The 21,527-nt window shown below is 60.2% G+C and carries 28 protein-coding genes; 17 read left to right on the top strand and 11 right to left on the bottom strand.

The window, feature by feature from the left end; all coding sequences use genetic code 11:
* Positions 1-97: 97 nt before the first annotated feature.
* Positions 98-1,366 carry a hypothetical protein gene (locus tag BWM17_RS02345; protein ID WP_309492282.1) on the bottom strand — a complete coding sequence of 423 codons (1,269 nt, stop codon included), beginning with the start codon at positions 1,364-1,366 and terminating at the stop codon, positions 98-100.
* 158 nt (positions 1,367-1,524) lie between these two features.
* Between BWM17_RS02345 and BWM17_RS02350 the strand changes: the two genes are divergently transcribed.
* The gene (locus BWM17_RS02350) at positions 1,525-2,646 is read left to right on the top strand and encodes a DegT/DnrJ/EryC1/StrS family aminotransferase (RefSeq protein WP_309492283.1); all 1,122 of its coding nucleotides are present in this window, start codon (positions 1,525-1,527) and stop codon (positions 2,644-2,646) included.
* Here BWM17_RS02350 and larC read toward each other — a convergent pair.
* The gene (larC, locus tag BWM17_RS02355) at positions 2,639-3,913 is read right to left on the bottom strand and encodes a nickel pincer cofactor biosynthesis protein LarC (protein ID WP_309492390.1); all 1,275 of its coding nucleotides are present in this window, start codon (positions 3,911-3,913) and stop codon (positions 2,639-2,641) included. The two genes, BWM17_RS02350 and larC, sit on opposite strands and share 8 nt — an antisense overlap.
* A gap of 58 nt (positions 3,914-3,971) precedes the next feature.
* On the opposite strand from larC, the gene larB reads away from it, so the two are divergent.
* Positions 3,972-4,781: a nickel pincer cofactor biosynthesis protein LarB gene (gene larB / locus BWM17_RS02360; protein WP_309492284.1), complete on the top strand. Its 810-nt coding sequence runs from the start codon at positions 3,972-3,974 to the stop codon at positions 4,779-4,781.
* Positions 4,782-4,816: 35 nt separating this feature from the next.
* Here the strand turns inward: larB and BWM17_RS02365 are convergent, their stop codons facing one another.
* From BWM17_RS02365 to BWM17_RS02375, 3 genes are read right to left on the bottom strand one after another with little or no spacing between them, the layout of a single operon-like run.
* The gene (locus BWM17_RS02365) at positions 4,817-5,215 is read right to left on the bottom strand and encodes a type II toxin-antitoxin system VapC family toxin (protein WP_309492285.1); all 399 of its coding nucleotides are present in this window, start codon (positions 5,213-5,215) and stop codon (positions 4,817-4,819) included.
* The gene (locus BWM17_RS02370; RefSeq protein WP_309492286.1) at positions 5,208-5,471 is read right to left on the bottom strand and encodes a hypothetical protein; all 264 of its coding nucleotides are present in this window, start codon (positions 5,469-5,471) and stop codon (positions 5,208-5,210) included. The genes BWM17_RS02365 and BWM17_RS02370 overlap by 8 nt, the downstream gene beginning before the upstream one ends.
* Positions 5,450-5,620, bottom strand: coding sequence for a hypothetical protein (locus BWM17_RS02375; protein ID WP_309492287.1), 171 nt, complete (start codon positions 5,618-5,620; stop codon positions 5,450-5,452). The genes BWM17_RS02370 and BWM17_RS02375 overlap by 22 nt, the downstream gene beginning before the upstream one ends.
* Before the next feature lie 141 nt (positions 5,621-5,761).
* Here BWM17_RS02375 and BWM17_RS02380 point away from each other — a divergent pair, with 141 nt between their 5' ends.
* Genes BWM17_RS02380 through BWM17_RS02390 form a run of 3 tightly spaced genes read left to right on the top strand, consistent with a single transcriptional unit; the run spans position 5,762 to position 9,448 of the window.
* A complete protein-coding gene (locus tag BWM17_RS02380; protein ID WP_309492288.1) occupies positions 5,762-7,222 on the top strand; it encodes a B12-binding domain-containing radical SAM protein in 1,461 nt (486 codons plus the stop codon).
* Between the two features lie 58 nt (positions 7,223-7,280).
* On the top strand, positions 7,281-7,871 hold the full coding sequence (locus tag BWM17_RS02385) for a hypothetical protein (protein ID WP_309492289.1): 591 nt from the start codon (positions 7,281-7,283) through the stop codon (positions 7,869-7,871).
* 44 nt (positions 7,872-7,915) lie between these two features.
* Positions 7,916-9,448 (top strand): radical SAM protein, encoded by a 1,533-nt coding sequence (locus BWM17_RS02390; RefSeq protein ID WP_309492290.1) that lies wholly within the window; start codon positions 7,916-7,918, stop codon positions 9,446-9,448.
* On the opposite strand, the gene BWM17_RS02395 is transcribed toward BWM17_RS02390, so the two are convergent.
* From BWM17_RS02395 to BWM17_RS02410, 4 genes are all read right to left on the bottom strand, one after another.
* The gene (locus BWM17_RS02395) at positions 9,445-10,026 is read right to left on the bottom strand and encodes an NTPase (protein ID WP_309492291.1); all 582 of its coding nucleotides are present in this window, start codon (positions 10,024-10,026) and stop codon (positions 9,445-9,447) included. The two genes, BWM17_RS02390 and BWM17_RS02395, sit on opposite strands and share 4 nt — an antisense overlap.
* Positions 10,027-10,109: 83 nt before the next feature.
* Entirely contained in the window at positions 10,110-10,355 is a 246-nt protein-coding gene (locus BWM17_RS02400) for a type II toxin-antitoxin system RelE/ParE family toxin (protein ID WP_309492391.1), read from the bottom strand.
* Position 10,356: 1 nt separating this feature from the next.
* Positions 10,357-10,575, bottom strand: a complete 219-nt coding sequence (locus BWM17_RS02405; protein WP_309492292.1) for a hypothetical protein — start codon at positions 10,573-10,575, stop codon at positions 10,357-10,359.
* 25 nt (positions 10,576-10,600) lie between these two features.
* Positions 10,601-10,855, bottom strand: coding sequence for a DUF2283 domain-containing protein (locus BWM17_RS02410; RefSeq protein WP_309492293.1), 255 nt, complete (start codon positions 10,853-10,855; stop codon positions 10,601-10,603).
* A 103-nt stretch (positions 10,856-10,958) separates the two neighbouring features.
* Here BWM17_RS02410 and BWM17_RS02415 point away from each other — a divergent pair, with 103 nt between their 5' ends.
* Entirely contained in the window at positions 10,959-11,093 is a 135-nt protein-coding gene (locus BWM17_RS02415) for a hypothetical protein (protein WP_309492294.1), read from the top strand.
* On the opposite strand, the gene BWM17_RS02420 is transcribed toward BWM17_RS02415, so the two are convergent.
* Entirely contained in the window at positions 11,080-12,051 is a 972-nt protein-coding gene (locus tag BWM17_RS02420) for an MEDS domain-containing protein (protein ID WP_309492295.1), read from the bottom strand. The two genes, BWM17_RS02415 and BWM17_RS02420, sit on opposite strands and share 14 nt — an antisense overlap.
* Before the next feature lie 17 nt (positions 12,052-12,068).
* The gene (locus BWM17_RS02425; RefSeq protein ID WP_309492297.1) at positions 12,069-13,484 is read right to left on the bottom strand and encodes an ATPase domain-containing protein; all 1,416 of its coding nucleotides are present in this window, start codon (positions 13,482-13,484) and stop codon (positions 12,069-12,071) included.
* Between the two features lie 133 nt (positions 13,485-13,617).
* On the opposite strand from BWM17_RS02425, the gene BWM17_RS02430 reads away from it, so the two are divergent.
* The 11 genes from BWM17_RS02430 to BWM17_RS02480 all read left to right on the top strand — a co-directional run bounded on the left by BWM17_RS02430 (position 13,618) and on the right by BWM17_RS02480 (position 21,372).
* Positions 13,618-13,827, top strand: coding sequence for a hypothetical protein (locus BWM17_RS02430; RefSeq protein ID WP_309492298.1), 210 nt, complete (start codon positions 13,618-13,620; stop codon positions 13,825-13,827).
* Positions 13,828-14,146: 319 nt separating this feature from the next.
* Positions 14,147-15,157, top strand: coding sequence for an RsmD family RNA methyltransferase (locus BWM17_RS02435; protein ID WP_309492299.1), 1,011 nt, complete (start codon positions 14,147-14,149; stop codon positions 15,155-15,157).
* Positions 15,114-15,512 carry a hypothetical protein gene (locus BWM17_RS02440; RefSeq protein WP_309492300.1) on the top strand — a complete coding sequence of 133 codons (399 nt, stop codon included), beginning with the start codon at positions 15,114-15,116 and terminating at the stop codon, positions 15,510-15,512. Before BWM17_RS02435 ends, BWM17_RS02440 begins: the two co-directional genes overlap by 44 nt.
* Positions 15,478-16,050 carry a hypothetical protein gene (locus BWM17_RS02445; RefSeq protein ID WP_309492301.1) on the top strand — a complete coding sequence of 191 codons (573 nt, stop codon included), beginning with the start codon at positions 15,478-15,480 and terminating at the stop codon, positions 16,048-16,050. The genes BWM17_RS02440 and BWM17_RS02445 overlap by 35 nt, the downstream gene beginning before the upstream one ends.
* A 20-nt stretch (positions 16,051-16,070) precedes the next feature.
* The gene (locus tag BWM17_RS02450) at positions 16,071-16,277 is read left to right on the top strand and encodes a hypothetical protein (protein WP_309492302.1); all 207 of its coding nucleotides are present in this window, start codon (positions 16,071-16,073) and stop codon (positions 16,275-16,277) included.
* Complete coding sequence (locus BWM17_RS02455) at positions 16,204-17,517, top strand: terminase large subunit domain-containing protein (RefSeq protein ID WP_309492303.1); 1,314 nt, start codon at positions 16,204-16,206, stop codon at positions 17,515-17,517. The genes BWM17_RS02450 and BWM17_RS02455 overlap by 74 nt, the downstream gene beginning before the upstream one ends.
* Positions 17,514-18,725, top strand: a complete 1,212-nt coding sequence (locus BWM17_RS02460) for a hypothetical protein (RefSeq protein WP_309492304.1) — start codon at positions 17,514-17,516, stop codon at positions 18,723-18,725. The genes BWM17_RS02455 and BWM17_RS02460 overlap by 4 nt, the downstream gene beginning before the upstream one ends.
* Positions 18,718-19,464 (top strand): hypothetical protein, encoded by a 747-nt coding sequence (locus tag BWM17_RS02465; RefSeq protein WP_309492305.1) that lies wholly within the window; start codon positions 18,718-18,720, stop codon positions 19,462-19,464. Before BWM17_RS02460 ends, BWM17_RS02465 begins: the two co-directional genes overlap by 8 nt.
* 116 nt (positions 19,465-19,580) lie before the next feature.
* Positions 19,581-20,003, top strand: a complete 423-nt coding sequence (locus tag BWM17_RS02470; protein ID WP_309492306.1) for a capsid cement protein — start codon at positions 19,581-19,583, stop codon at positions 20,001-20,003.
* A gap of 14 nt (positions 20,004-20,017) precedes the next feature.
* Positions 20,018-21,007 carry a phage major capsid protein gene (locus tag BWM17_RS02475; RefSeq protein ID WP_309492307.1) on the top strand — a complete coding sequence of 330 codons (990 nt, stop codon included), beginning with the start codon at positions 20,018-20,020 and terminating at the stop codon, positions 21,005-21,007.
* 92 nt (positions 21,008-21,099) lie between these two features.
* Positions 21,100-21,372, top strand: coding sequence for a hypothetical protein (locus BWM17_RS02480; RefSeq protein ID WP_309492309.1), 273 nt, complete (start codon positions 21,100-21,102; stop codon positions 21,370-21,372).
* The last annotated feature ends 155 nt before the right edge of the window (positions 21,373-21,527 follow it).

The raw sequence follows: 21,527 nt of genomic DNA on the forward strand, positions 1-21,527 counted from the left end.
CCACCTATCTTTCACTGGTCTTCAGCGAATTTAAATCTTAGCTCACGGGTGTGCCGCAAAACAGGTTGCGGATGAAGTTAAAGATTTAGAAAAAATATTAACCTAAGAGGTAGGCTTGGAGGCCCAGTTTTTTCGCAGCCTTTACCAAAAAGTCGCTGTGGTCTCCGTAGCTTAAAACTTGATGGTTGCCTGAGTTCTCCAGAAAATCTCGGGCTTCACAGTCCAGTTTAACGTCGGCTTGAGTTCGGCAGAGCTTCCAGTGGCCGAGCTGAGACTCGGTCAGCCTTCCAGTGGCAATCACAAGCTTCGGAGGGTTGAGGGTCAGGTGGGCTAGGGTTACTTTCCCCCTTCTCATAGGGACGTCCAACGCCACACCTGAGCCGGATTCGAAATGGTTTCGGATTCGAACCAAGCCTGCTGGCTCTGAAAGCTTGAGGGGAGCTGCGCAATGGGTTAGGGCTACAACTCCGTTTATCTGGTCGAGTTTGGCGGCGTTGGCCATCCACAGGGGTTCGGGGGTTACGTATCTGAGGAGAAGCATGAGGAGGAGGGACGGAAAATCAGCTTCGCAGACTCCGGGGATGCCTTCGTCGCTGAGGAATGCCAGGGGGACGCAGGGGTTCATGCCGGTATGCCTCAGAAACCTGTAGCAGTCCACGGTTACCGCTTTCAGGTCTTCCTCCAAGGCCACCTGCCTCATGGCTAGGTAGAGTTTAGCCATTTTCTCTAGGTCTTTCCGAGAAGGCTCCACCACCTCCGCATTCTTCAGTTTACTCTTCAGAACATGTTCAGCAGACTCGGCTGGAATCTTCGAGGTTGTCGCCTTCAGCACCTCCACGGAAACCGGAACTGTTTCCACTTGAAACCGGTCTCTGAAATACCGGATCACAGCTTGATAGGGGGGAAGTTCTTCTTCCTCCACGAAAAACCCAACCTTGATGTTTCTGAGGGCCTTCGCCGCGCCGGAGGCGTAGGTTTCTGAAACTATCTCCCGGGGGGCTGCGGACAGGTTGTTGTAGACGAAGGTGGCCTTCCAAGCCTGTTTCTCCATCAGCTTCTCTCTGGCGTCCAAGGCGGCTGGGAGGCTGTTGTTTTCATGATAGCTCCACATCGTCCATTCCTTACCGGCCATGAGCTCCGTGGCTAGGGTGCTGGTGCCGCCGCTGGCGATGAAGATCACCACCGCGTCGAACTCTTCGGTTTTGGCTGAGGGAAACTCCCCAGCCTCTCTGATGGGCTTCCGGGGGCCGAAGACTTTTATTCCCGATTCCTCCAGCAGAGACCTAGCTCTGATGATGGGGCCGGGAACCCTCTCCACATGTAGTGGGGAGGCTATGGGTATCAGGTAAACAGAAGGCTTTTCCAACCTTGGGCTCCCTCGGTTATCCTTCCCTTTTAGAGGGTTTCAGTTTTAGGTCTTTCAGCACTGCGAGTAAATAAGGTTTTTCAAGGCTACTTTTTTGTCGATGGTAATTTTTAAATCGTTGAACCACAGCTTAGCTAAGGATTGAAGGCGGAGACGCTTTGAGAAAGATCATCACCATAGCACAGCCCATCATAGGGAAGGAAGAAATAGAAGCCGTGGTCGGGGTTTTGAAAAGCGGCATCCTCACTTCTTCCCGCGGAGATGGGCCTTATGCTAAAAAATTTGAGGAAAGCTTCGCCAAGTATGTGGGCGTAAAATACGCGGTGGCCATGAGCTCCGGGACGGCGGCCTTGCATGCTGCCCTCCTGGCCGCGGAGCTGAGCCCTGACAGCGAAGTGATCGTTCCCAGCTTCACCTTCACGGCTACTGCCTCCGCTGTGGTTTTGGCGGGGGCTAAACCTGTTTTTGTCGACATCGACCCTAAAACTTTCAACATGGACCCTGTCTGCTTCGAGGAGGCCATAACCAGCAAGACTCAGGCTGTCATCCCCGTGCACATGTACGGGTTGATGGCGAACATGGAGGAGATTGTCAGAATAGCCAAGGAGAACGACCTAGAGGTCATCGAGGACGCAGCCCACAGTGTGGGAGCTGAGCTGAAGGGTAAAAAGGCGGGGTCCTTCGGAGACTACGGCTGCTTCAGCTTCTATGCCTCCAAAAACCTCACCACAGGGGAGGGAGGCATCGTCACCACCAACCGGCGGGAGAACATGGAGGCTCTCTGCTCCATTAGGGCCCACGGCTTCGGAAGACATCAGTCCAGCGAAATCCTCGGCCACAACTACAGGATGTCCGAGCTGGCTTGCGCCATCGGCTACTACCAGCTTCTGAAGCTTCCCAAGTTTCTGGAAGCCCGGAGGAGGAACGCTGCCAAGCTGACCTCCCTTCTGGAAGGGTCCGCTCGGCTGGAGCTTCCCGAGGAGCCGGAGGGCTACAAGCATGCTTGGCACCTCTACACCATCAGGCTTCGGGGAAGCAGGGCTGGGGAGAGGAACAAGATCGTCAACAAGCTGGTCAACGCGGGCATTCAGGCGGAGGTCTTCTACAGCACGCCCCTCCATTTGGCGCCCTTCTATCGGAGGAAGTTCGGCTTCCGACCTCGCTCTCTCCCCCGGACGGAAACCGCGGCTAGGCAGGTTTTCTCCTTGCCTGTGCACCCGGAGCTGAGCGATGAGGACCTCCGCTACATGGCCCAGCGGCTGACCAGAATCGTCAGGTAGCCGGCTGGTTGTTTCGGGTTTTCTTTTTCTTTCCTTCCTTTTTGGCGGTTTCCCGGACCTCGCGGAGGGGTTGCCTGGTTTCGAGGGAGATCCTTCGCACGTCTTCGAATTCAGGTTTAACCTGCACTGTTTTCCCTTCCCGGTCTTGGGCTATTTTGACGTGGGCGGTAAACTTTTTCCCCGCCACCTCCACTTCCACTAGGCGGGTTCGACGGGAGAGCGTAAACCTGCGGACGGGCTGAACCCGGATGCCTAGGGTGCCGGTTTCCCTGAAGACCAAGTCCGCCAGCCGGTCTAGGTTTTCCCTCCCAGCTAGGACGCCTAGGAGGTGGACGGGTCTCCCCTTCTTGCCCGTGCATGGGATGATGTAAAAGTCTCTGGCGCCCTCCTCCATCAGCCTCTCCCCCAAATAGCCTAGGGTCTCCCCGCTGACGTCGTCCAAGTTAGTTTCGAGGAGGTAGACCTCCTCTTGGGCGAAAGGGCTCTCCCACCGTCGGCCTAGGTAGACCCTCAGAAGGTTGGGGACGGCTTCAGGGTCCCGGGCTCCAGCTCCGTGGCCCACCTTGTAGGGCTGAGTCAGAGGGAGCGCCGCCGCCGGCTCAGCAAGGTTCACGAGGAGGGCGACGCCGGTGGGGGTTGACCGCTCCTCTCCTGAGCGGCCTGTTTCGAAGGGGAAGTTTTTCTCCCTCAAAATCTCGAGGACGATGGGAGGCGGCTGGGTTAGGATGCCGTGGGAGGTCTTCACCTTGCCGCTGCCCACCACCACTGGAAGGGAGTAGACTTGGGTTTCCAGCAGGCCTAGGTCCTCTAGGGCGGTGGTGACGCCTACGATGTCGGCTAGGGTGTCGGCGGAAGCCATCTCCCCCAGGATGAGCTGCTCCTCCGAGGTGGCGTGGAGGTAGGTTTCCCCCTTCAGCAAGGTGGACAGGGTGCGGAGGGCGTAGGCCTTAGCCTCGTCGGAGAGGGTGGAGGCGGCCAAGTAGCTCTGCAGGGCTTCCTTCAGCTCCCGCCCTGTTCTACTATCGAAGCGCTCCTTGACTTGGATGTCTGCTCTCACACCTCTTATCCCATGCCTCAGGACTTGGGAGACCTTCAGCTCTAGGTCTTCGCAGCCGGGGATAACCGCGCTTAGCCTCCGGAAGGCTTCTTGGATCTTTTCAGGGGAGGCTCCTAGGTCGATGAGGGCTCCTAGGAGCATATCACCGGAGACACCGGCCAGCTGGGGGTCGATGACGGCCACGGTTTTCCTGCTGGGCAAGGGAACCATCACCTTAAATTGAAGGTTCCCCGGATTAAAATACGTTTATAACACGGGGAAACGCAGCATGAGCCTAAGGGACCTGCTGAGGAAGGTGAAAAACGGCCGGCTGTCGTTGGGGGAGGCGGAAGCTCGGCTGAGGCTGGACATGGTCAAGGCTGTGGAAGACTACGCCAAGCTGGACGTGCACCGGCCTCTGCGGAGAAGAGTCCCAGAGGTCATCTTCGCCGAGAACAAAACCCCTGCGGAGACCGCTAAGATCGCCTCCGAACTCGCCGGCCAGGTGGGCGCAGCCTTGGTAGCCCGACTGTCCGAGGCCCACTGGAGGGAGCTGAAGAGGCTGGGGAGAAGGGGCTTCAAGGTGGAGCGCTGGGAAAGAGCCCGCATGACTGTGGTGCGGAAGAGAGGCGTAACCCCGCCGCCCAGTAGCGGAGGCCGGGTGATGGTTCTCACCGCCGGAACAGCCGACGTGCCCGTGGCCGAGGAGGCTCGGGTAGTGGCGGGGGAGATGGGCTGCGAAGTCTACACCGCCTACGACGTAGGCGTCGCCGGCTTCCACCGGCTTCTCCAACCCCTGAAGGAAAGCCTCCGGAGGAAGGTGGACGTCATAGTGGTGGTAGCGGGAATGGAGGGCGCCTTGCCTTCGGTGGTAGCCAGCCTAGCCGACTGCCCGGTGATAGGCGTGCCCACCTCCACCGGCTACGGCCTGGGAGGCGGAGGCCAAGGAGCCCTGATGTCCATGCTCCAGTCCTGCACCTTGGGGCTGGCGGTGGTGAACATCGACAACGGAGTGGGCGCCGGAGCCCTCGCAGCCCTCATCGCCAACCGGGCGGCTGAGGCCCGAGCCTCCGCGTCCGGGAGAAAAAAGTGGGGCTGAATCTCGGTGTCCGGGTCTGGTAGGTCTGCGCTGTTCTATTGTTCGCGCATGATTTCGTCGGGGGTTCTGACGGATTCTCTCATCCACTTGAAGTGTTTCTTGTTCTGGGTGACTAGGACTGCTCCCTGCTGGAGGGCGGTGGCGCCTATGAGGAAGTCTCTTCCGTGGTGTTTGAAGGGTAGCCTAGGATTCTTCACCGCCTCGTCTACGGCTCTTTCACCCGCCGTCCTATCCAAGGGAGTGACGGAAGCTCGGATGCCGAGTAGAACGGTCTTCAACTCCTTAAACAAGCTCCGTCGAACGCTGCGAAGGTAGACTTCCACGTAGGCGACGACGGGCACGCATACGTCGATTTCGCTTCTTTTCCTGAGCCAAGCTAAGAATTTTTTATGGTGGAAGACATTGGAGTCTAAGAGAAGCCTAATCCTATGCATCTAGGCCACCCAAGGCCTTCCGCAGCTCTGCCGCTTCCTTAACTTCCACGTCCCTCATTCCCGGGCAGAACCTTGCAAGAGCTTCTTCAAACTCCTTATCGCTCACTCCAGAAGGCTTAGGGGCAAGCTCCGTCAAAAGGCGAATGGCCTCGTTGAGGGAGAGGTCGCGGCCTAGCTTCGACTGGGCTTTAAGCCTGCAGCTTAACAGCTGAGCGTAGGTTTCGTCATCCACCTTTATCGTCGAATATCCCGCCAACCTGCTTCACCCTCCGCCAGACCCAGAAGATAGCGTAGCACATCGCTGTAGCTACATTTCCTCCCCCACTGTAAAGACATTTCCCTTTTAAGCCTCCCCAGCCGCTTTTTAACCTCCAACTCCACCGTTACAGTTTTCACGGCATCCACGGATAGTTAATACCATTAATACTTTAAATACTCTACGGAACACGTTTTCAGCAAAAACTTGACAGGATCCGGCATCGATACTTATTTATGCTTGTGTTGAAGTTTATAGCTGATCCCAGAGCCTTTAGGGGATAGGTTAAAATGAGGGTCCTCCTAGTCCAGCCTCCCACCCCCTTGGAGGTGGAGACCCTCTCCTCTATCGACATGGTCGCCCCCTCCATGGGCCTCGCCTACCTGGCCGCGGTGCTGGAGCAGCACGGCTATGCGGTGGAGATCCTCGACGCCCCCGCCCTCCAAGTCACCCACGAGCAGCTTCCCCGGGAGCTGGAGCGACGTAAACCCGACCTGGTGGGGGTCACTGCCACCACAGCTGTCATAGGCAGCGCGCTGAAAACCGCGGAGACAGCCAAAGCCGTCCTGCCCGAGGCCACGGTGGTGCTGGGCGGAGCCCACCTGACTTTCACCCAGGAGACCACCATGAGTCTCTGCCCCTCCGTGGATGTGGGGGTGGTGGGGGAAGGCGAGTACACGCTGCTGGAACTGGTTCAAACCCTTGAAAAGGGCGGCAGCCTCAAGGATGTTAAAGGAATCATCTACCGGGAGGACGGTAGGTTGGTTAAGACGCCGCCTCGGCCTCTCATCGCCAACTTGGATGAGCTTCCCTTCCCAGCCCGCCACCTGCTTCCCATGGACCAGTACCGGGCTTTTGGCAAGAAGCGAATCCTAGGCACTATCTTCACCAGCCGGGGCTGTCCTTTCAGCTGCATCTTCTGCTCCTCCTCCCTCCTCTTCGGCAAGAAGTTCAGAGCCCGAAGCCCCAAGAACGTGGTGGACGAGATCGAACAGTTCCAACGGGAGTACAACAGCAAGTTCGTGGAGATCATCGACGACATCTTCATCCTCGACAGGAAGAGGGCAGAGGCCATCTGCCGCGAGCTGATGGAGCGGAACCTAGGCACCGTCTGGGTCTGCTCCGCCCGCATAGACCTGATGACCAAGGAGCTGATGCAGATGCTGAGGAAAGCCGGCTGCGTCATGATCTACTACGGCGTGGAATCCGGCGTCCAGAGGGTGGTGGACCTGATGAAGAAAGGCATCAAGGTGGACCACGCTTTCAAAGTCATCCAGTGGGCTAGGGAGCTGGGCATGGAGTCCGTGGCCTCCTTCGTCGTGGGAATCCCCGGGGAAACCTGGGAGGAAGCCGTGCAGACCATCAAGTTCGCCAAGAAGCTCAACGCTGAGTACGCCCAGTTCGCCATCGCCACCCCGTTCCCTGGAACCGAGCTCTATGAAATGGCGAAGAGGGAAGGCCTCCTCCTCACCGAAGACTGGTCCCAGTACACGGTGTTGAAGCCTGTGATGAGAACCCGGGAGCTCTCCGCGGAGCAGCTTAAGAAGCTCATCCGGAAATGCTACCTGGAGTACTATCTCAGGCCCCGGATCATGTGGAACTACATCCGCCGAGGTCACGCCAGGGAGCTGCTGGTGAACGTCATCGGCCACTACCTTTGGCAGGCGGTGAAGGCTGGGGTGAAGGGCCTCTTCAAACCCGCGGCTTCCACCCCGCCTCCGGTGGACTCCGAGCTGAGGGTGAAAACCTAGCCGGCTGCCAAACCTAATTATCCCCTGCGAGAAACCTTAGAGAAGGGCGTGGTGAGGTTTGTTTGACCTTGAAGGCTACGGGATCCTCAGCCTTTTCCTAGTGGCCTTCGCCGTCAACCTGCTTCCCTTCACCAGCCCCTCCAACCTTTTCATCGCCTTCAACTTCGCCCTCCTCACTCCTGTTCAGCCTCTGGCCGTCGGCTTCCTCGTGGCCTCCGCGGCCTCCGCAGCCAAGCTTCTCCATTATTATGTGGTCTTCTTTCTGAGAAGCGCCATGGGAGCCTCCCGGAGAGCCTCCTTGGAGAGGCTGGGCTCCGCCCTCGGGCGTTGGAGTCTCCTAGCCGTGGTCGTGGCAGCTGTGACGCCCATCCCCGACGACCCCGTCATCCTACCCTTGGGCCTGCTCAAGTACAGCCCTCTGAAGCTGGCCCTAGGCTACTTCGCCGGAAAAATGGCTGTGGCCAGTGTAGGCGGCTACTTGGGGAAGGTGGGTGTAGCGGTCTTCCAGCCGCTGGTGGGAGGAACCGCCCTGATGGCCGTCTCCCTTGCCTTAACGGTGGCGGCTGCCGTGGTTTTGGTGAAGGTGAACCCGGAGGAGCTGCTGAGAAGGCTGAAGAGGCCTCCTGCAGGGAGGGGGGAAAAAGCCTGAGGCTAGGCAGCCCCAAGATAGTTCTAACCGCCCCTGCCACGGAGATGAGCACCCACCACCGGAAGGTCTTCCTAGGCTTCGGAGCCTGCCTTTCCAACCCCCCCTTTCCCCCCTGGTTTGTGAAGCGGCTTTTCTATCCGCCCGTCTCCCACAGCCGGGGGAAAGCGGACTTCGCCCCCTACAACCTGAGGAAGGTGGAGGCCTGTCTCTTGGAGAAAGGAGGCTTCCGGGAGTCCGAGGTGGCGACGGTGCACCCCCAGAGGCTAAGCCGGGTGGTGGGGTCTGAAACCCGGGTGGTAGGTGTCACGGTCATGGACCCTCTAGGCCTAGGGCCCACCAGCCTCACCTTCGCCTCCCTCTTCCGAGGGGAAACCGCCACCTGCCGGGAGTTTCGGAGGCTGATGGCTCAGGAGCCCCTTGCCTCCCGTCGGCTGCCCGTGGTGGTGGGCGGTATGGGCGCTTGGCAGCTCTATTACACGCCTGGGGCTCGAGAAAAGTACGGTATCTCCACGCTGGTCTTGGGGGAGGGAGAAAAGGTGGTGCCGGAGCTCTTCGCCAAGGCCGTGGAAGGAGCGCCTCTGCCCCCGGTAATCTTCGGAGAAGACGCGGAGGTAGAGGCTATTCCCACCATCCGGAAGCCGGCGGTAGGGGGCTTGGTGGAGGTGGCTCGGGGATGCGGGAGAAACTGCCAGTTCTGCTCCCCCACCCTCCGGGGGAGGAGGGACATGGCCCTCGGCCAGATAGTGGCGGAGGCCAGGCTCAACGTGGAGGGCGGCTGCCCCCGGCTCTGCCTCCATGCGGAGGACGTTCTGGGCTACGGCTCCGACGGCTGGAGCCGGTTTAAGCCCAACCGGGAGAAGGTGCTGGGGCTTTTCCGGAGGCTGGCGGCTGAGGTCGGCGCCCACCGGCTGGGGGTCAGCCATGTGACCCTTTCCTCCATAGCCGCGGACCCGGGGTTGGTGGAGGAGGTTTCCCAGCTTCTCCAAGTGGGCCCGGGGGCGCCTCTCTTCGGCTATCAGACAGGCATTGAAACCGGCAGTGTGAGGCTTATCAGGAGGCTGATGGCTGGGAAGCCTCTGCCCTTCAAGCCTGAGGAATGGCCTGAGGTGGTGGTTCAAGGGTTCGGAGTGTCCAAGGACTGCAGCTGGGTTCCCGCGGCCACCCTCATCATGGGCCTCCCGGGGGAGAGGGAGGAAGACGTCAACGCCAGCCTCGACCTGCTGGACGGGCTGAGGGACTGTCCATCCTTCGTCATCCCCCAGTTTTTCATGCCCATCACCGAAACCCTGCTGGAGAAGGCGCCGCGGTTCGATGTGGAGGCCATGGGGGAAGCCCACGGCCTGCTACTCCTCCGCTGCTTGGAGCATTCCGTCCGCTGGGCTGACCACCTGAGGCAGCGGCTCTTCCAGAGGGACGCCCCCTGGCTCAGGCTGGGCTACTGGCTGGGCTACAGGCTGCTCTACTTCTTCGCTTGGCTGGGGGGAAAGAAAATAGCGGGGAGGCTGGGGCTGAACTGGCGCCGCCTCCAAGCCGCCGGCCTCCCACGGGAAAGCGGAATCCAGCCTTCCGGAGATTAGAGCTTCTCCCCGCTTGGAAACTCCTCGGCCAATTCCCGAGCTAGGCGGCTGCGGTTGTCCGTGGTGACCTCCAAGAGGCGGGCTGCAGGGTGGGCTCTGAGCCTCTGGATGAGGGAGTCTCGAGCTCGGTGGTGGACGGTGACCACCAGCGGCTTCCCGCTTTCCACCGCCTCCTCCACGGCCTGCTTGAAGCTGGGAGAAAACAGCTCCATGGGGCCGACTTCGTCGACGAAGACCACGTCCGCCTCCGCCACCGCCCTCCGCACAGCCTCCACGCCCACCGCCTCCAAGTCGGCTAGGTTGACCCGGTATTTTCCCAGCCGCGGCCCCTGAGCTTGGTGGACGTGGGCTAGGACGCCCCGGCGGCCGGTGGCCAGGTCGGTGACCTCGAAGCCTAGGCGGGTGGAGCCTTGTCGGATTTCGCCGGTGGCCATGCCGCCTACCCGGTAGCCTCTCTCGGCTAGGAGCTCGGCCAGTTTCCTGAAGACGGTGCTTTTCCCCACGCCGGGTAGGCCTGTGAGGAGGAGGATGCGCGGCCGCATGGCTTGGGACCGAGAATGTTTAGTCTGAGAAAACATAAAAACCAACCTTCCGAGGATGTTTTTGTCGCCGCAAATAATTTCAGGAGTTTGACCGTGAATTCAGGGGTCTGGTTGGCGGTTTATGGCTTGTAGATTTTCTTCCTATGCCCGACGGCTATGAGGGTTATGGTTTTGGTCTCTTCGTCGACGGCGTATATGACGTTGTAGTTTCCGATTGTCAAGCTGTATCTCCCTTTTAGGTCTCCGTGGAGGGGTTTGCCTAGGTGTGGGTTTTCTTGCAGCTGGCGGATTTTCCGGTCAGTTCTCCGCTTGGATTCTAGGCTTAGTTTTCGGAAGTCTCTTTCAAAACTCTTCGTGGAGAGCAGCCTATATTTCGTCGGACTTTCTGAGCTCCTCGACGAATTCTTCGTAGCTTCTCGTCCGCCCGGCTTTAAGGTCGGCCTCCCCCCTCCGAATGGCCTTCACCATCTCACGGTTGGCTAGGATGTCCAGTGTCTCGATAAGTTCCTCGAGCAGGTTTTTTGTCCGAACCAGAAGCTCCGTCTGCTCGCGGTTTAAGACCACAGAATCCATCTCGATCAGCATTCAAAGCGTTAATCTTGTTCATATGTTATTGTTCTGTTTTCTCCGGTGATGTCTGCAAGCGATTCAGGAGGCTGTTAGCGGCTGCGGCTTTTATTTCTCTGGCTATTTCTTGGGCCAAGGCTTTGGCTAGGTTTCTTCGGGTGTTTATGATTTCGATTCCCGCAACCTCGCCGTCCCTGCCGTATTCCAGTCGGATGTCTTCGTCGTTCTCCTTGCTGTCGAAGACTCGGCTGTCTCTGGCCACGATGTACAGGCTGTCTTCTTCCGGGTTGTAGTTCACCTTTAAAGCCGCGTTCCCTTTTATTGGGAGGCTGCCTCTTCGATTTTAACGTTTATGAAAGGTTTAAGCTGGTGTTGAAGCAAACCTACTTGGAGTGTTCTGGGTGGGCGAATCTGTCACGTTGGAGATGGTCTACAGGGAGGTTAGAAGCATCAGGGGGATGCTTGAGAAGGTTCGGAAGGGAGAGTACGTGGCGCTCGAAGAGGCTGAGAAGAAGCTGGGTTTTACTCGGATTTGACTAGGCCGGTTTTGGGGCCTAGGATGATGGCGGTGGAGTGGGCTTTGAGGAGGGCTGGAAGCAGCTTGGGTTTCCCTTCTCTGGCCACTACCTCCGAGTCGTAGGCGCAGATGGCCGTCAGGGGGATTTCCAAGGTCCGATGGAGGGCGCGCTCGTAGGCTACCAGCTCTTTGACCATTCCGTGGTTGAAGAAGCAGGCCATCTCCCCGGCGACCCGGAGGCCTTGGAAGCCCCGGGCTTTCGCCTCCTCCAGCAGCTTCTTCCACAGCCTCAGGGTTTTGGCCATGTCGAACTTTCCGTCGATGATGTACCATTCTTGGTAGGGGATGACCTTCAATGCGCCTTTTCTCTTGTGTCTCTCCACGTCGATTCCGAACTTCTCCATAGCCCGCCTGACCTGGTCGCAGGCCTCTTGGCCGGCCACGTAGGCGGCGGCTTCCTCCTCCTCCAGCCCGGCTTTCAGGTAGGTGAAGAGGACGCGGTGCTTGTCTTCGGGGTCTGTGTAGAAGAGGGCCACGTGGTCGGTGGGCTTCATCTTCTTGACAAACTCTAGGATTCCCGCCTTCTCCATCTTCGCCTCCCGGTCCCTCGGAGGGGCTGGAAATGGGAGGTAGGCGGTTTGAGTCCAGAGGCCCCGGGCTTGCTGTACGTAGTCGGCGAAGGCATAGCCTTCTTTTTCCTCGAAGTTCAGCCCCATCCTCCGGTAGAGCTTTCTGAGGATGGCTCTCAGGAGGACTGGAGCTCCGAGGCCGAACAGCCTTTCCAGCCCTTGGGCGAAGGCTTCGGGCTTTCGGGGAATATCCCTTCTTCTGAGGTGGAGGTCTCTCTCCAGATGGTAGTAGATGGCTTGGGCGGGGGGCTTTCCCACCACGGCGACTAGGCCTTCGTCCACGACCTCCAGCAGAAGCCGTCGGAATTCAGTTTCCCTCCTCCTTTCCACTGGTCTGTGCTCAGACAAACCCTTCATCTCCCAGACTATATCATGGGTGTCAGCTTCACCCCGGAGATGCCTTCCCGGGTGACCACTTGGAAGTAGTAGAGAGGCGTCTTTGGCTTGACCCCGTACATGAAGAGGGCTCCGTCGATCTCGTCGACTTTGAAGTAAAGGTCGGATACGGCTCTCAGCTGCTCCGCTAGGGCGATGGTGGGTCTGATGACGTTCACCCTCACGTCTTCAAGGTTTCTGACTAGCGTGATGTCTTGGCCGAGAATCTTCAGTCCCTCCTCCCGGCCGTAGATGTACTCGAGAGAGTCGAAACCCACCACCGACAACACCGGCTTCCCGGTTTGCTCCCTGAGCTGGGAGGCTCCGTTCCAGAAGGTTTCTATATCCTCCTCGATGGACTCGCCCTTCAACTTCAGGATGTAGGGGTCTTCGACATCGTCGCCGAAGTCCGCCACCCTCACCAGCTGCTGGAAGGTTTCCTCCTCCAAGGGAGGCACCAGCCGGGTTTTTATTCGGGGGGCGCTCAGCCCTCGGGGTGGGAGGATGAGGACTCCGTGGCCTTGGTTGGTGAAGTTGCAGACGGTAGGCCGCACGAGGCGGATGAGCGGAAAGGCCACATCCCGCCCGACTTCGACGAGGTTGTAGGTGCCTTTCCTTATCCCTCCGCCCAGCGCCTTGTCCATGTCTGGGATGCCTGTGGACAGGTGGGTTTGGGTGGAGGGTATAACCTCAAACTTCACCGGTTCCTCCACAGGCCGGAGGGTCAGTGGGGGGAACACTTGAAAGCCTTCCTTCAGGGTGAAGGGAATCCGGTGCTGGGTTATTTCCGCTCCCCTGAACTTCAGCACTTCTATCTCCCTCACCAGCCGGTCGTTGTGTTCGCGTCTGTTCAGCTTCAAGGTTGCGTCAGCTACAAACTCCTCCACCCCCAAGCCCAGTCTTTCCTCGCCTAGGGGGATCTCCACCACCATGAGGGTGGTACATCCGATTTGGCGGACGATCTTCCCCAGCACGGTGTGAAGGATTATTCGAGCGTCGATGCGGTTCTTGAAGGCCTGAACCAAAGCCGTGAAGGAGTCCATCACCAGCCTTCGAGCCTTCAGCGAATACACCTGGTCCAGTATCTCCTCCAGCAGCGTGGAGACCCCTTCCTCCCTGACGGTGAGCGCGTCGAGAAACTTGAACTTCCCCTCCGCCTCCAGCTTCTGGAAGTCGAAGCCGAAACTTCGCATGTGCGCGTAGAAGCTCTCCCGGCTCTCGGCGAAGCTGACGTAGAGGCCGTTCTCCCCGTGGTCCGCGGCGCCGGAGTGGAGGAAGCGGGCTGAGAAGATGGTCTTTCCCGTCCCCGGGTTTCCCGCCAGGAGGATGAGGCTGCCTCGGGGGAAGCCGCCTCCGATGAGGAGGTCGAGGCCGGGGATACCTGTCCCCACGCGTTTTAGGCTCAAAAACTGGCACCCTCAGCAGTCTATTCTCACCAGCCTCTTATTATCTTTTATTTCAGCCTCCGCGCGGCTTAGTTTCACCTTCCTCTCAAGGCTATCTAGCGGAAGGACGCTAGAACTCTGAGGGGTCCCTTCCATGCCTGTCCCCAAGGGCTACCCTGTGAGGATCACCCGGTGGAGCAGCACCAGCCGGGTGAAGAGAGGCCGGAAGAAATACTGGAAGCTCGTCTTGAACTTCCCTCAGAAGATGGCCCCGGAGCTGGAGGACCTCTTGGGCAGGCCGGCTGTGGCTTGGAGGGAAGGCAGCAGGGTCATCATCCAATTTCAGCTAGCTGGGAACCCCTGAGGGAGAACACCCCGCCTCCACGCCTCCTTCCACACGTCCATGTAAATCCCCCTCATATCCTCACACCCCTCCCGTTTTCCCAAGGGGGCTTCTCGCTAGCGGAGGCAAATTCCCCCAGCCCCCGACTTCCCCACCCTTCACAGGGCTGTGTCGAAAACCCTAAAAGCCCACCCATGCCCTAGGGAGGTTGCTGAAAAGGGTCGGGTGCACCGGAAACCCAGCCGCTGGAACCCGCAGGCCTTGGGGCCGGCGGGGCATGGGGCGGCCTTCCGCCTAAGCCAGCTTCCTTTCTCACCCGGCCTTCAGGGTTTTCTCCGAGGTGACGGCTTCTGGGAAGTCATCGGAACCTCTACCTCCGCCACCTCCGCCGGGAGGCGGAGAGGCTGTTCAAGGAAGCCTACCACGACCGGGAGAAGGCGGAGCTGGTGGCCCTAGCCGACTACCCGCTGCTGGACATCCGGAGGGGGGAGGTGCTGCGAAACCCCCACTACGTCAACCCCAGCCTGGAGCGCCTCCTCTGACAGCCCGGCCCAAAGGCCGGTGGGGTCTCCCCCACAGGCTTTTCCAAGGCCCCGCCTACCAGGGCGCCGCCGGGCCCGTGGCTGTGGAGGCGGACGAGGAGAAGATAGCCCTCCGTCTTCAAGCCTACCGGCTCTGGCCCCAGCGGACGGTGGTGGACCTCTACGCGGGGAAGGGCTTCCTCAGCTGGCTCTACGCCCGGGAAGGCTGTGAGCGGCTCATCTGCGTGGAGAAGAACCCTGAATATTTTGCGGTGTTGAAGCGGAACTTGGCGGAGTTCGGTGAGAGGGTGAAGCTGGTCCGGGCGGACAACCTCCGATGGCTGGAGCGAGGTGGGCTGTCCCCCGAGGAGCCGGTGACCTTCGTGGACTTCGACGCCTTCGGCATCCCCGCCCGGCTGCTGCAGCGGTTCTTCACCGTCCACCCCATTCGGAGGGCTTTGGTGATGGCGGTCACCGACGGGCTGCTGTTCAACTTCCGGCGGATGAGCAACGCTGACCTCCGTAGGCTTTACCTGCAGGATTTTTATTTGGGCGGCGAAGCCGGGCGGCCGCTGAGCATCCAAGACCTGGGGGAGTACGCTTTCCAGATCCAGCGGACGCTGCTGGACATCTTGGCCATGCGCCACGGAGCCCAAGCCTACCCTCTCTATTTCAAGGTGAACCGCCGCTGCACCGTCGCCTACTCCGCCTATTTGGTCCTGCCCAAATTCGTGGGCGCTGTGGACTTTAAGCGCTATGTAGGTTTGAGGAGGGTGAAGACGGGGAGTGCCGCAGTATCCTTCGAGGGAAGTCTTGGACAGGCTGGCTAGGCTTCAGCCGGACCACTACGTGGAGGTCACGTGGAGCGACGCCTGCGAGATGCGGGACGCGACTCCGGAGGACATCGAACGCGACTACCACACCACCATCCTGTGCTCAGGCCGGGTGTACGGGGTCCGAGGCGACTACCTCATCCTCGTCAGCGAGGAAACCTTCTACGGCTACCGGTTCCTCAGCATCCCCATCGGCGTCATCCAGAAGCTGCGCATCCTCACCCGGAAGCCGCGGAAGAGGCCCCTCCGCATCCTCAAGGCCGGAGTCGCCTACAAGGTGGTCTACGTCTATGTCAAGCCCGGGGAAAAGTCTCAGGTTGACGTTAAAGGACTTCGCCTTGTACGAGCATGACTGGAGGGGCATCATCGCCCTCACCCTCGTCGCAGGGTACATCCTCCTCCTCTGGGCTCAGGTTCCCGGCATCGAAGTCCTCTCCGTGGCCGTCGGCCTGGTGGTAGGCTGGTACTTCGGCCTCCAGCAGCACCCCCAGCCCCGGCCGTGGGCGGAGCCGTCGGTTCCCCTCAAGCTCCGGCGGGCGACGGTGAAACATCCGGCGTTCAAATCCATCAAAACCCGACTGGTCGAAGCCCTCCGGCAGACGGGCTGCTACGACCCTGCCTTCGACGATATGGTGGTCGACGAGGTTGTTAAGTCCATCATCGACATCCGCACTGTTGACCGCTATGTGGAAGGCGCCAAAGACCTCCGGGAGCTCGCTGAGGCCTTCAACGCCAAGGCGACTATAACCCGAATACTCTACCAAGCTGTGGAGCAACTGGCCGTAACTCGGCGAGGCCGGCTGAAGAGAAAAGACATGGAAGGCTTCAAGGACACTCTCTTCACCCGTCTCAGGGAGCTGACATCCGCATCCGAGAACAATGCGCGATAGTGGCATATGGTGGCATGGTTTTGGGCGGAAAGACGAGGGTTAATTTAACGCTCGACAGCCTTCTGGTCAAAGCCATCGACCAGGTTCGCGGCCCCATCAGCCGGAGCAGCTTTATTCAAGCGCTGATCGAGGAGGCTCTGAAGAGTGTTCCCCGTGAGCGTCGAAGAGGCTTGGCTAAGGGCGAGGAGAGATCCAAGCTTCTTCGCGGGGTGGCTGCTCAGGCTTAGGCCCACAGCCTACCAGGCCAGGTTCCTCACCGACATGAGCAAGCGGCAGGTGTTGAAGTGGAGCCGGCAGAGCGGAAAGTCCACCTGCCTCGCCGTCAAAGCCTTGTGGTTCGCCATCTTCCACCCTCAAACCACCACCCTTATCATCTCTCCGTCTCTCAGGCAGTCGATAAACTTGAGGGATATTGTCGCCGGCCTCGTCGAAAGGCTGCCCCAAGATGCCAGGAAGAACTTGGTGGAGAAAACCTTGAGAACGACCCTCTACCTCTGGCGGGGCAGCCGCATCCTCGCACTGCCCGCAAACCCAAACACGCTCCGCGGCTTCACGGCTCACATGGTCCTCGTCGATGAGGCGGATTTCTTCCAAAACCCTGAGGCCATCTTCTACGGCACCGTTTACCCCATGCTGACCACCACCGACGGCTGGCTGATAGTCAGCTCCACCCCATGGACCACCAAGGGCTTCTTCCACCGCATCTGCCAGCCCGGCAGCGGCTACACGCACCACTTCATCAACTGGCGCGACGCGGTGCAGGCGGGAGTGGCCCGGGAGGCGGTTATCCGCGAGGCCATGGAACGCAACCCGCCGGAGGTCTTCCGCAGGGAGTACGAGTGCGAGTTCGTGGAGGACGTCGACGTCTTCCTGCCCTCGGACCTCATCGCCCGCTGCATCGACTCGCAGCTGGAGTACACGCCCTTCGAGGCTGAAGCCCGGGGTGAGTTCTACGTGGGATGCGACTTCGGCAAGCACCAGGACTACTCGGTGGTGGCCGTGGTGGAGAAAAAGGACGACGTGATTTCCCTAGTCCACCTTCACAGGTTTCCACTGGAGACCCCCTACGCCTCGGTCATCGGCTACGTGAAAGCCCTGTGCGACCGGTGGCGCAGCGTCGCCGCGGTGCGCCCTGACATGACCGGGGTGGGCGACTTCATCGTGGAAGAAATGCAGCGGGCTGGAATCCCCAGCGTGGAAGGCGTCAAGTTCACCCGCGAAAGCAAAGAGGCCATAGCCGTGCCGGTGAAGCAGGCTATGATTTCAGGGCGTGTTCGCATCCCCTACGACCGGGACCTCATCGCTGAGCTCAACGTGGAACGCTATGAGATGTCGAAAGACGGCCACTATGTTTTCAGCCACCCCGAGCGAAGCCACGACGACCGCTTCTGGGCCTTCTGCCTCGCCGCCCACGCCGCCCTCGGCAGGGGCGAAGGAGGAGCCATCATAGGGGGTGTCCGTCGATGACCCTGTGGGGAAAAATCAAAAACTGGTTCACCGCCAGCGAAGCCCAAGGCTTGGAGGAGAAAGCCCGAGGCCTCGTCGCCGGGGTCCCTTCCGTCTGGGGCCGAGGGCAGAAGGCACCCTTCAGCTTCCAAACCTGCTTCGAACGCTACGAGAACGTAGGCTTGGTCACCGCGGCTGTGGACGCTACAGCGGAGATGATCGCAGGCCCAGGCTACCACACCGAGGGCGTCGGTGAAGCCAAGCGTGTGGTGGACGACTTCGCGGAGGAGGTCAACCTCGACGGCCTGCTCATGGACGCGGTGCTGGACTGCGCCATCTGCGGCAACTCGTGGGTGGAGAAGGTGGTGGAGGACGGCCTCATCGTCGGCCTCAACTACCTCGACCCACTGAGCATGGAGCAGAGCATCATCCTCAAGAAGGCCCCCGGAGGCTTCGACCTCTACCACAACCAGGTGGAAGGCTACGTGCAGACCGTCCGAGGCAGGAAGACAGCCCAGTGGCCTGCGGACCGCATCATCCACTTCACCTGGAACCGGCCCCGCGGCAGCCTCTACGGCACAGGCATGGTGAAGCCTGTGGAAGCCTACCTGCAGACCATCCTCGAAGCCGAGCAGGACATGGGCAAGATCATCAAACGCTACGCCGCCCCCAAGGTGGCTTGGATGCTGCAGGACGCGGGGAAGACGGTTTTCGACGAGGTGAAGCGGCAGCTCCGCACCGTGCAGCCGGACGAGGACTACGTCATCGCCACCACCGGGAAGACGAGAATCGACGCCCAAGTCATCCAGATTGACCCCCGCAGCCGCTTCGAGTACTTCTTCAACCACATCACCAACGCCATCATGGCCGGGTTGGAGTGCCCCATCACCTTCCTCTTCCGCGGCGACGTGAGGGTCTCAGACGCCTCCGCCACGGCCATGCTTCAAGCCTTCGACCGGAAAATCCGCATGAAGCAGCGCCGGTTCAAACGCATCATCGAAGCCCAGCTTTTCCGCCCGCTGGTCCGGCAGCACGGCCACAGCGAAGTCCCCCGCCTGGTCTGGGGACCTGTGGAGGTGGAGACCTTGGAGGACAAGCTCAAGAAGTGGACGGAGCTGCTTTCCAGCCGCCTCAGCCTCAGGGATGAAACCCGCCGCGCCCTCGAGGATGAAATGATGAAAGACCTAGGCCTTCAGTCTACCGCAGAAGAGAGGAGTGAAGATGCCTAAGCATCCTGACTTCGAAAAAATCCACCGCGACTTCCTAAGCCGCTACGGAGCCGAGGAGGGGGAAAGACGCTACTACGCCTGGCTCCGCAGCCGCAGCCTCGACGACACCCAGCCCTTGGGCTCCCAGCGCGCTAAGCTGGAGGAAGGCACCGCCTTCCAGTGGGCTAACACCCTCGACTGGGTGGGGCAGCCCAACCGCATCCGAGGCCTCGCCCTCACCCCCGGCTCCAGCCTCAACCGCAACCTCTACCCGGAGGAGGAGCTGGCCAAGGCAGCCAGAACGCTGGCGGGGAAACCCATCTACGTCAACCACCTCCACACCGGGACAGCTGTCCCCGGGCAGGCTCAGCCGCAGGTAGGCCGGGTGCTGGACGCGGAGTACATCCCCGGCCGAGGCATCGAATACGTGGGCGCCGTCGAAGACCCCGCTGTTTGGAGGCTCATCCGAAGCGGCCTGATCACAAAGGTGAGCGTGGCGGGAAGATGCCGCTCCGCCCTCCCCGTCGACGGGGTGAAGCCGGAGGGGCTCATGTTCGAGGAGCTGAGCCTCCTCTGGGGGGAGGAACAGCCCGGTGTCCCCGGCGCCTACGTCCAAGTTTGGGAAAAGCTCAGCCCCAGGGGAAGGGCGAAGCCGCTGGGCCTAGGCCTCCGGGAAGGCCCTGAACCCGCGCAGCCGCCCACTCCAGACCTTTGGGGGGCTAGGCTGAGGGACGTGCTGCCTTCCAAGGCAAGGCGGTGAAGCTGATTTTTCACGGTCACAGCCATGACGGCAGCCCAGCCGCGTCGGTTGGGCCTACGCCGGAGCTTGACGGCTGAGGGGGATACTCCCCTGCCTTAGTGTGGGAGAGCAAAAGTTTGGGAGAAAGAAACATGACCAGTCAAGGCGACGTGTACACCCTAGGCATCGTGCTAGACCTCAGAGCCGGAGGAGCCATCGCCAAAGGAGAACCTGTCAAAACCGGCGCCGCCGACGGCAAGGTTGTCGCAGCCTCCGACGGAGACGACCCCGTAGGCGTGGCCCTGAAGGCCGCCAGCGCCGACGGAGACCCCGTGCCCGTCATGGTTTCCGGAGCCGTCTACCTGACGGCCGCCGCGGCCATCAGCCGGGGGGAAGCCGTTCAGCCGGCGGGGTCCCAGAAGGTGAAAGCCCTCGCCGACCAGCCGGTGGACGAAGGAGGCACCGCCACCTACACTGTCTACTACCAGAAGAAGCTGGGCATCGCCTTGGAAGCCGCTTCCGCGGACGGAGACGTCATCCTCGTCCAGCTGGCCCTCTAAGGCGGTGAAGCGCCGTGCAGAAGATTCTAGAAACAGGAGTTAAGGTGGCTAAGGAAGACATGGCTGTTCGAAGGCTGGAGGAAAAACTTCAGACTCCCCTGCTTTCAGGGCGGACCCTCCACGAAGCCCAGCGGGTCCTCCACCAGCGCACCGAAGCCATGCTTAAAGACCGACATCTCCGCGAGGTCCTCCTAAGCGACCAGTCGCAGGCCACGGCCAAGGTTCTGGACATCGTCTGGGAGGCGGCCAAGCCCCGGCTCATCGGCCGGGAGCTCTGCGCGGTCTTCGTCAAGGAAGACCCGTCCCTGAAGGTGCCCCGGCATAAGACCTTGGTCTCAGCCCGCTACCCGGTGGCGGAGGGCGCTGACATCCCTGTGAACGTGGGAGCTTTCGACTCGGTGACCCTGACCCCTGAAAAGTCCGGGGTAGCCGTGCCCATCAGCCGGGAGATGATCGAAGACGCCGCGTGGGATGTCGTGGAGTTCCAGCTCCGCGAAGCCGGCCGAGCCATGGCCGAGGTGGAAACAGAGCGGATCATCGCCCAGATGATCGCTGACGCAGGGAACTCCGCGGCTGCAGCCACAGCTGGGACGCTGGCCTACGACGACATCGTGGGCATGATCAACCTCATCCAAGCCGACAACTTCCTCCAAGACTACATCCAAACCGGCCGAGGCTACTTGGTGGTGCACCCCGACCAGTACGCCGACCTCCTCAAGGACTCCAGCGTGAAGCAGGCTCACTCTTGGGGCGGCATCGCCGTGGCGCCCACAGGCCGCTTGGAGACCATCTTAGGCCTCAACCTCCGGGTGACCACCAAGATCACCAGCGGCACCGCCCTGGTCGTCGACGCGGAGCACGCGGGAGCTCTGTTTATCCGAAGGGACATCACCGTGGAAAACTACGAAGACCCGATTAAGGACCTGGCCGGAGCCGTGCTGACAGCCCGGTGGAAGTACGCGACGATGCAGGCGAACGCCATAGGCAAGATCACAGGAGCCTAAGCCTAAACCACCCGTTTTCTTCCGGCGGTTCTTTTCCCGTGAAAAAGCAACCGCCCCTTTTTTTATCGCTTCCAAAAATCACGTGAGTTAGGTTGAAGGTTAAAACCGGCGTCTGCCCCCGGTGTGGAACCCGCTACTACCAGCGAGGCGACCGCCTTTACATCTGCGACTGCATGCTCACCAAGCCCGACGGGTCCCTCATGGCCGCCTACGACCCCGCCGTCGACAGCCTCAGCTACGGCTCTAGGGCTATGCAGAAAATCCGAAACCCTGAGGACCGGAGTCGGAGAAGTTGGAGGGTTCACTTCTGGGACGGCGGCGAGAAGAACGAAGAAAACCGCCCGGTGGAGGTGAAGATGAAATGACCTCCCCGAGGGAAAAAATCTTTAAGCACAACCCGCGGATATATTACCCAGCCGGGTGAAAAATTCTGGCTAAGAAAAAAGCTAAGAAAACCAAGGCTAAAGGCTCCGCTAAATCCAAAGGCAGAAAGTGCTAGCCGGACCGCCTTCAACCTCCC

This window comes from Candidatus Hecatella orcuttiae (genome assembly GCF_002009985.1).
Classification (GTDB): Archaea; Thermoproteota; Bathyarchaeia; order Hecatellales; family Hecatellaceae; genus Hecatella; species Hecatella orcuttiae.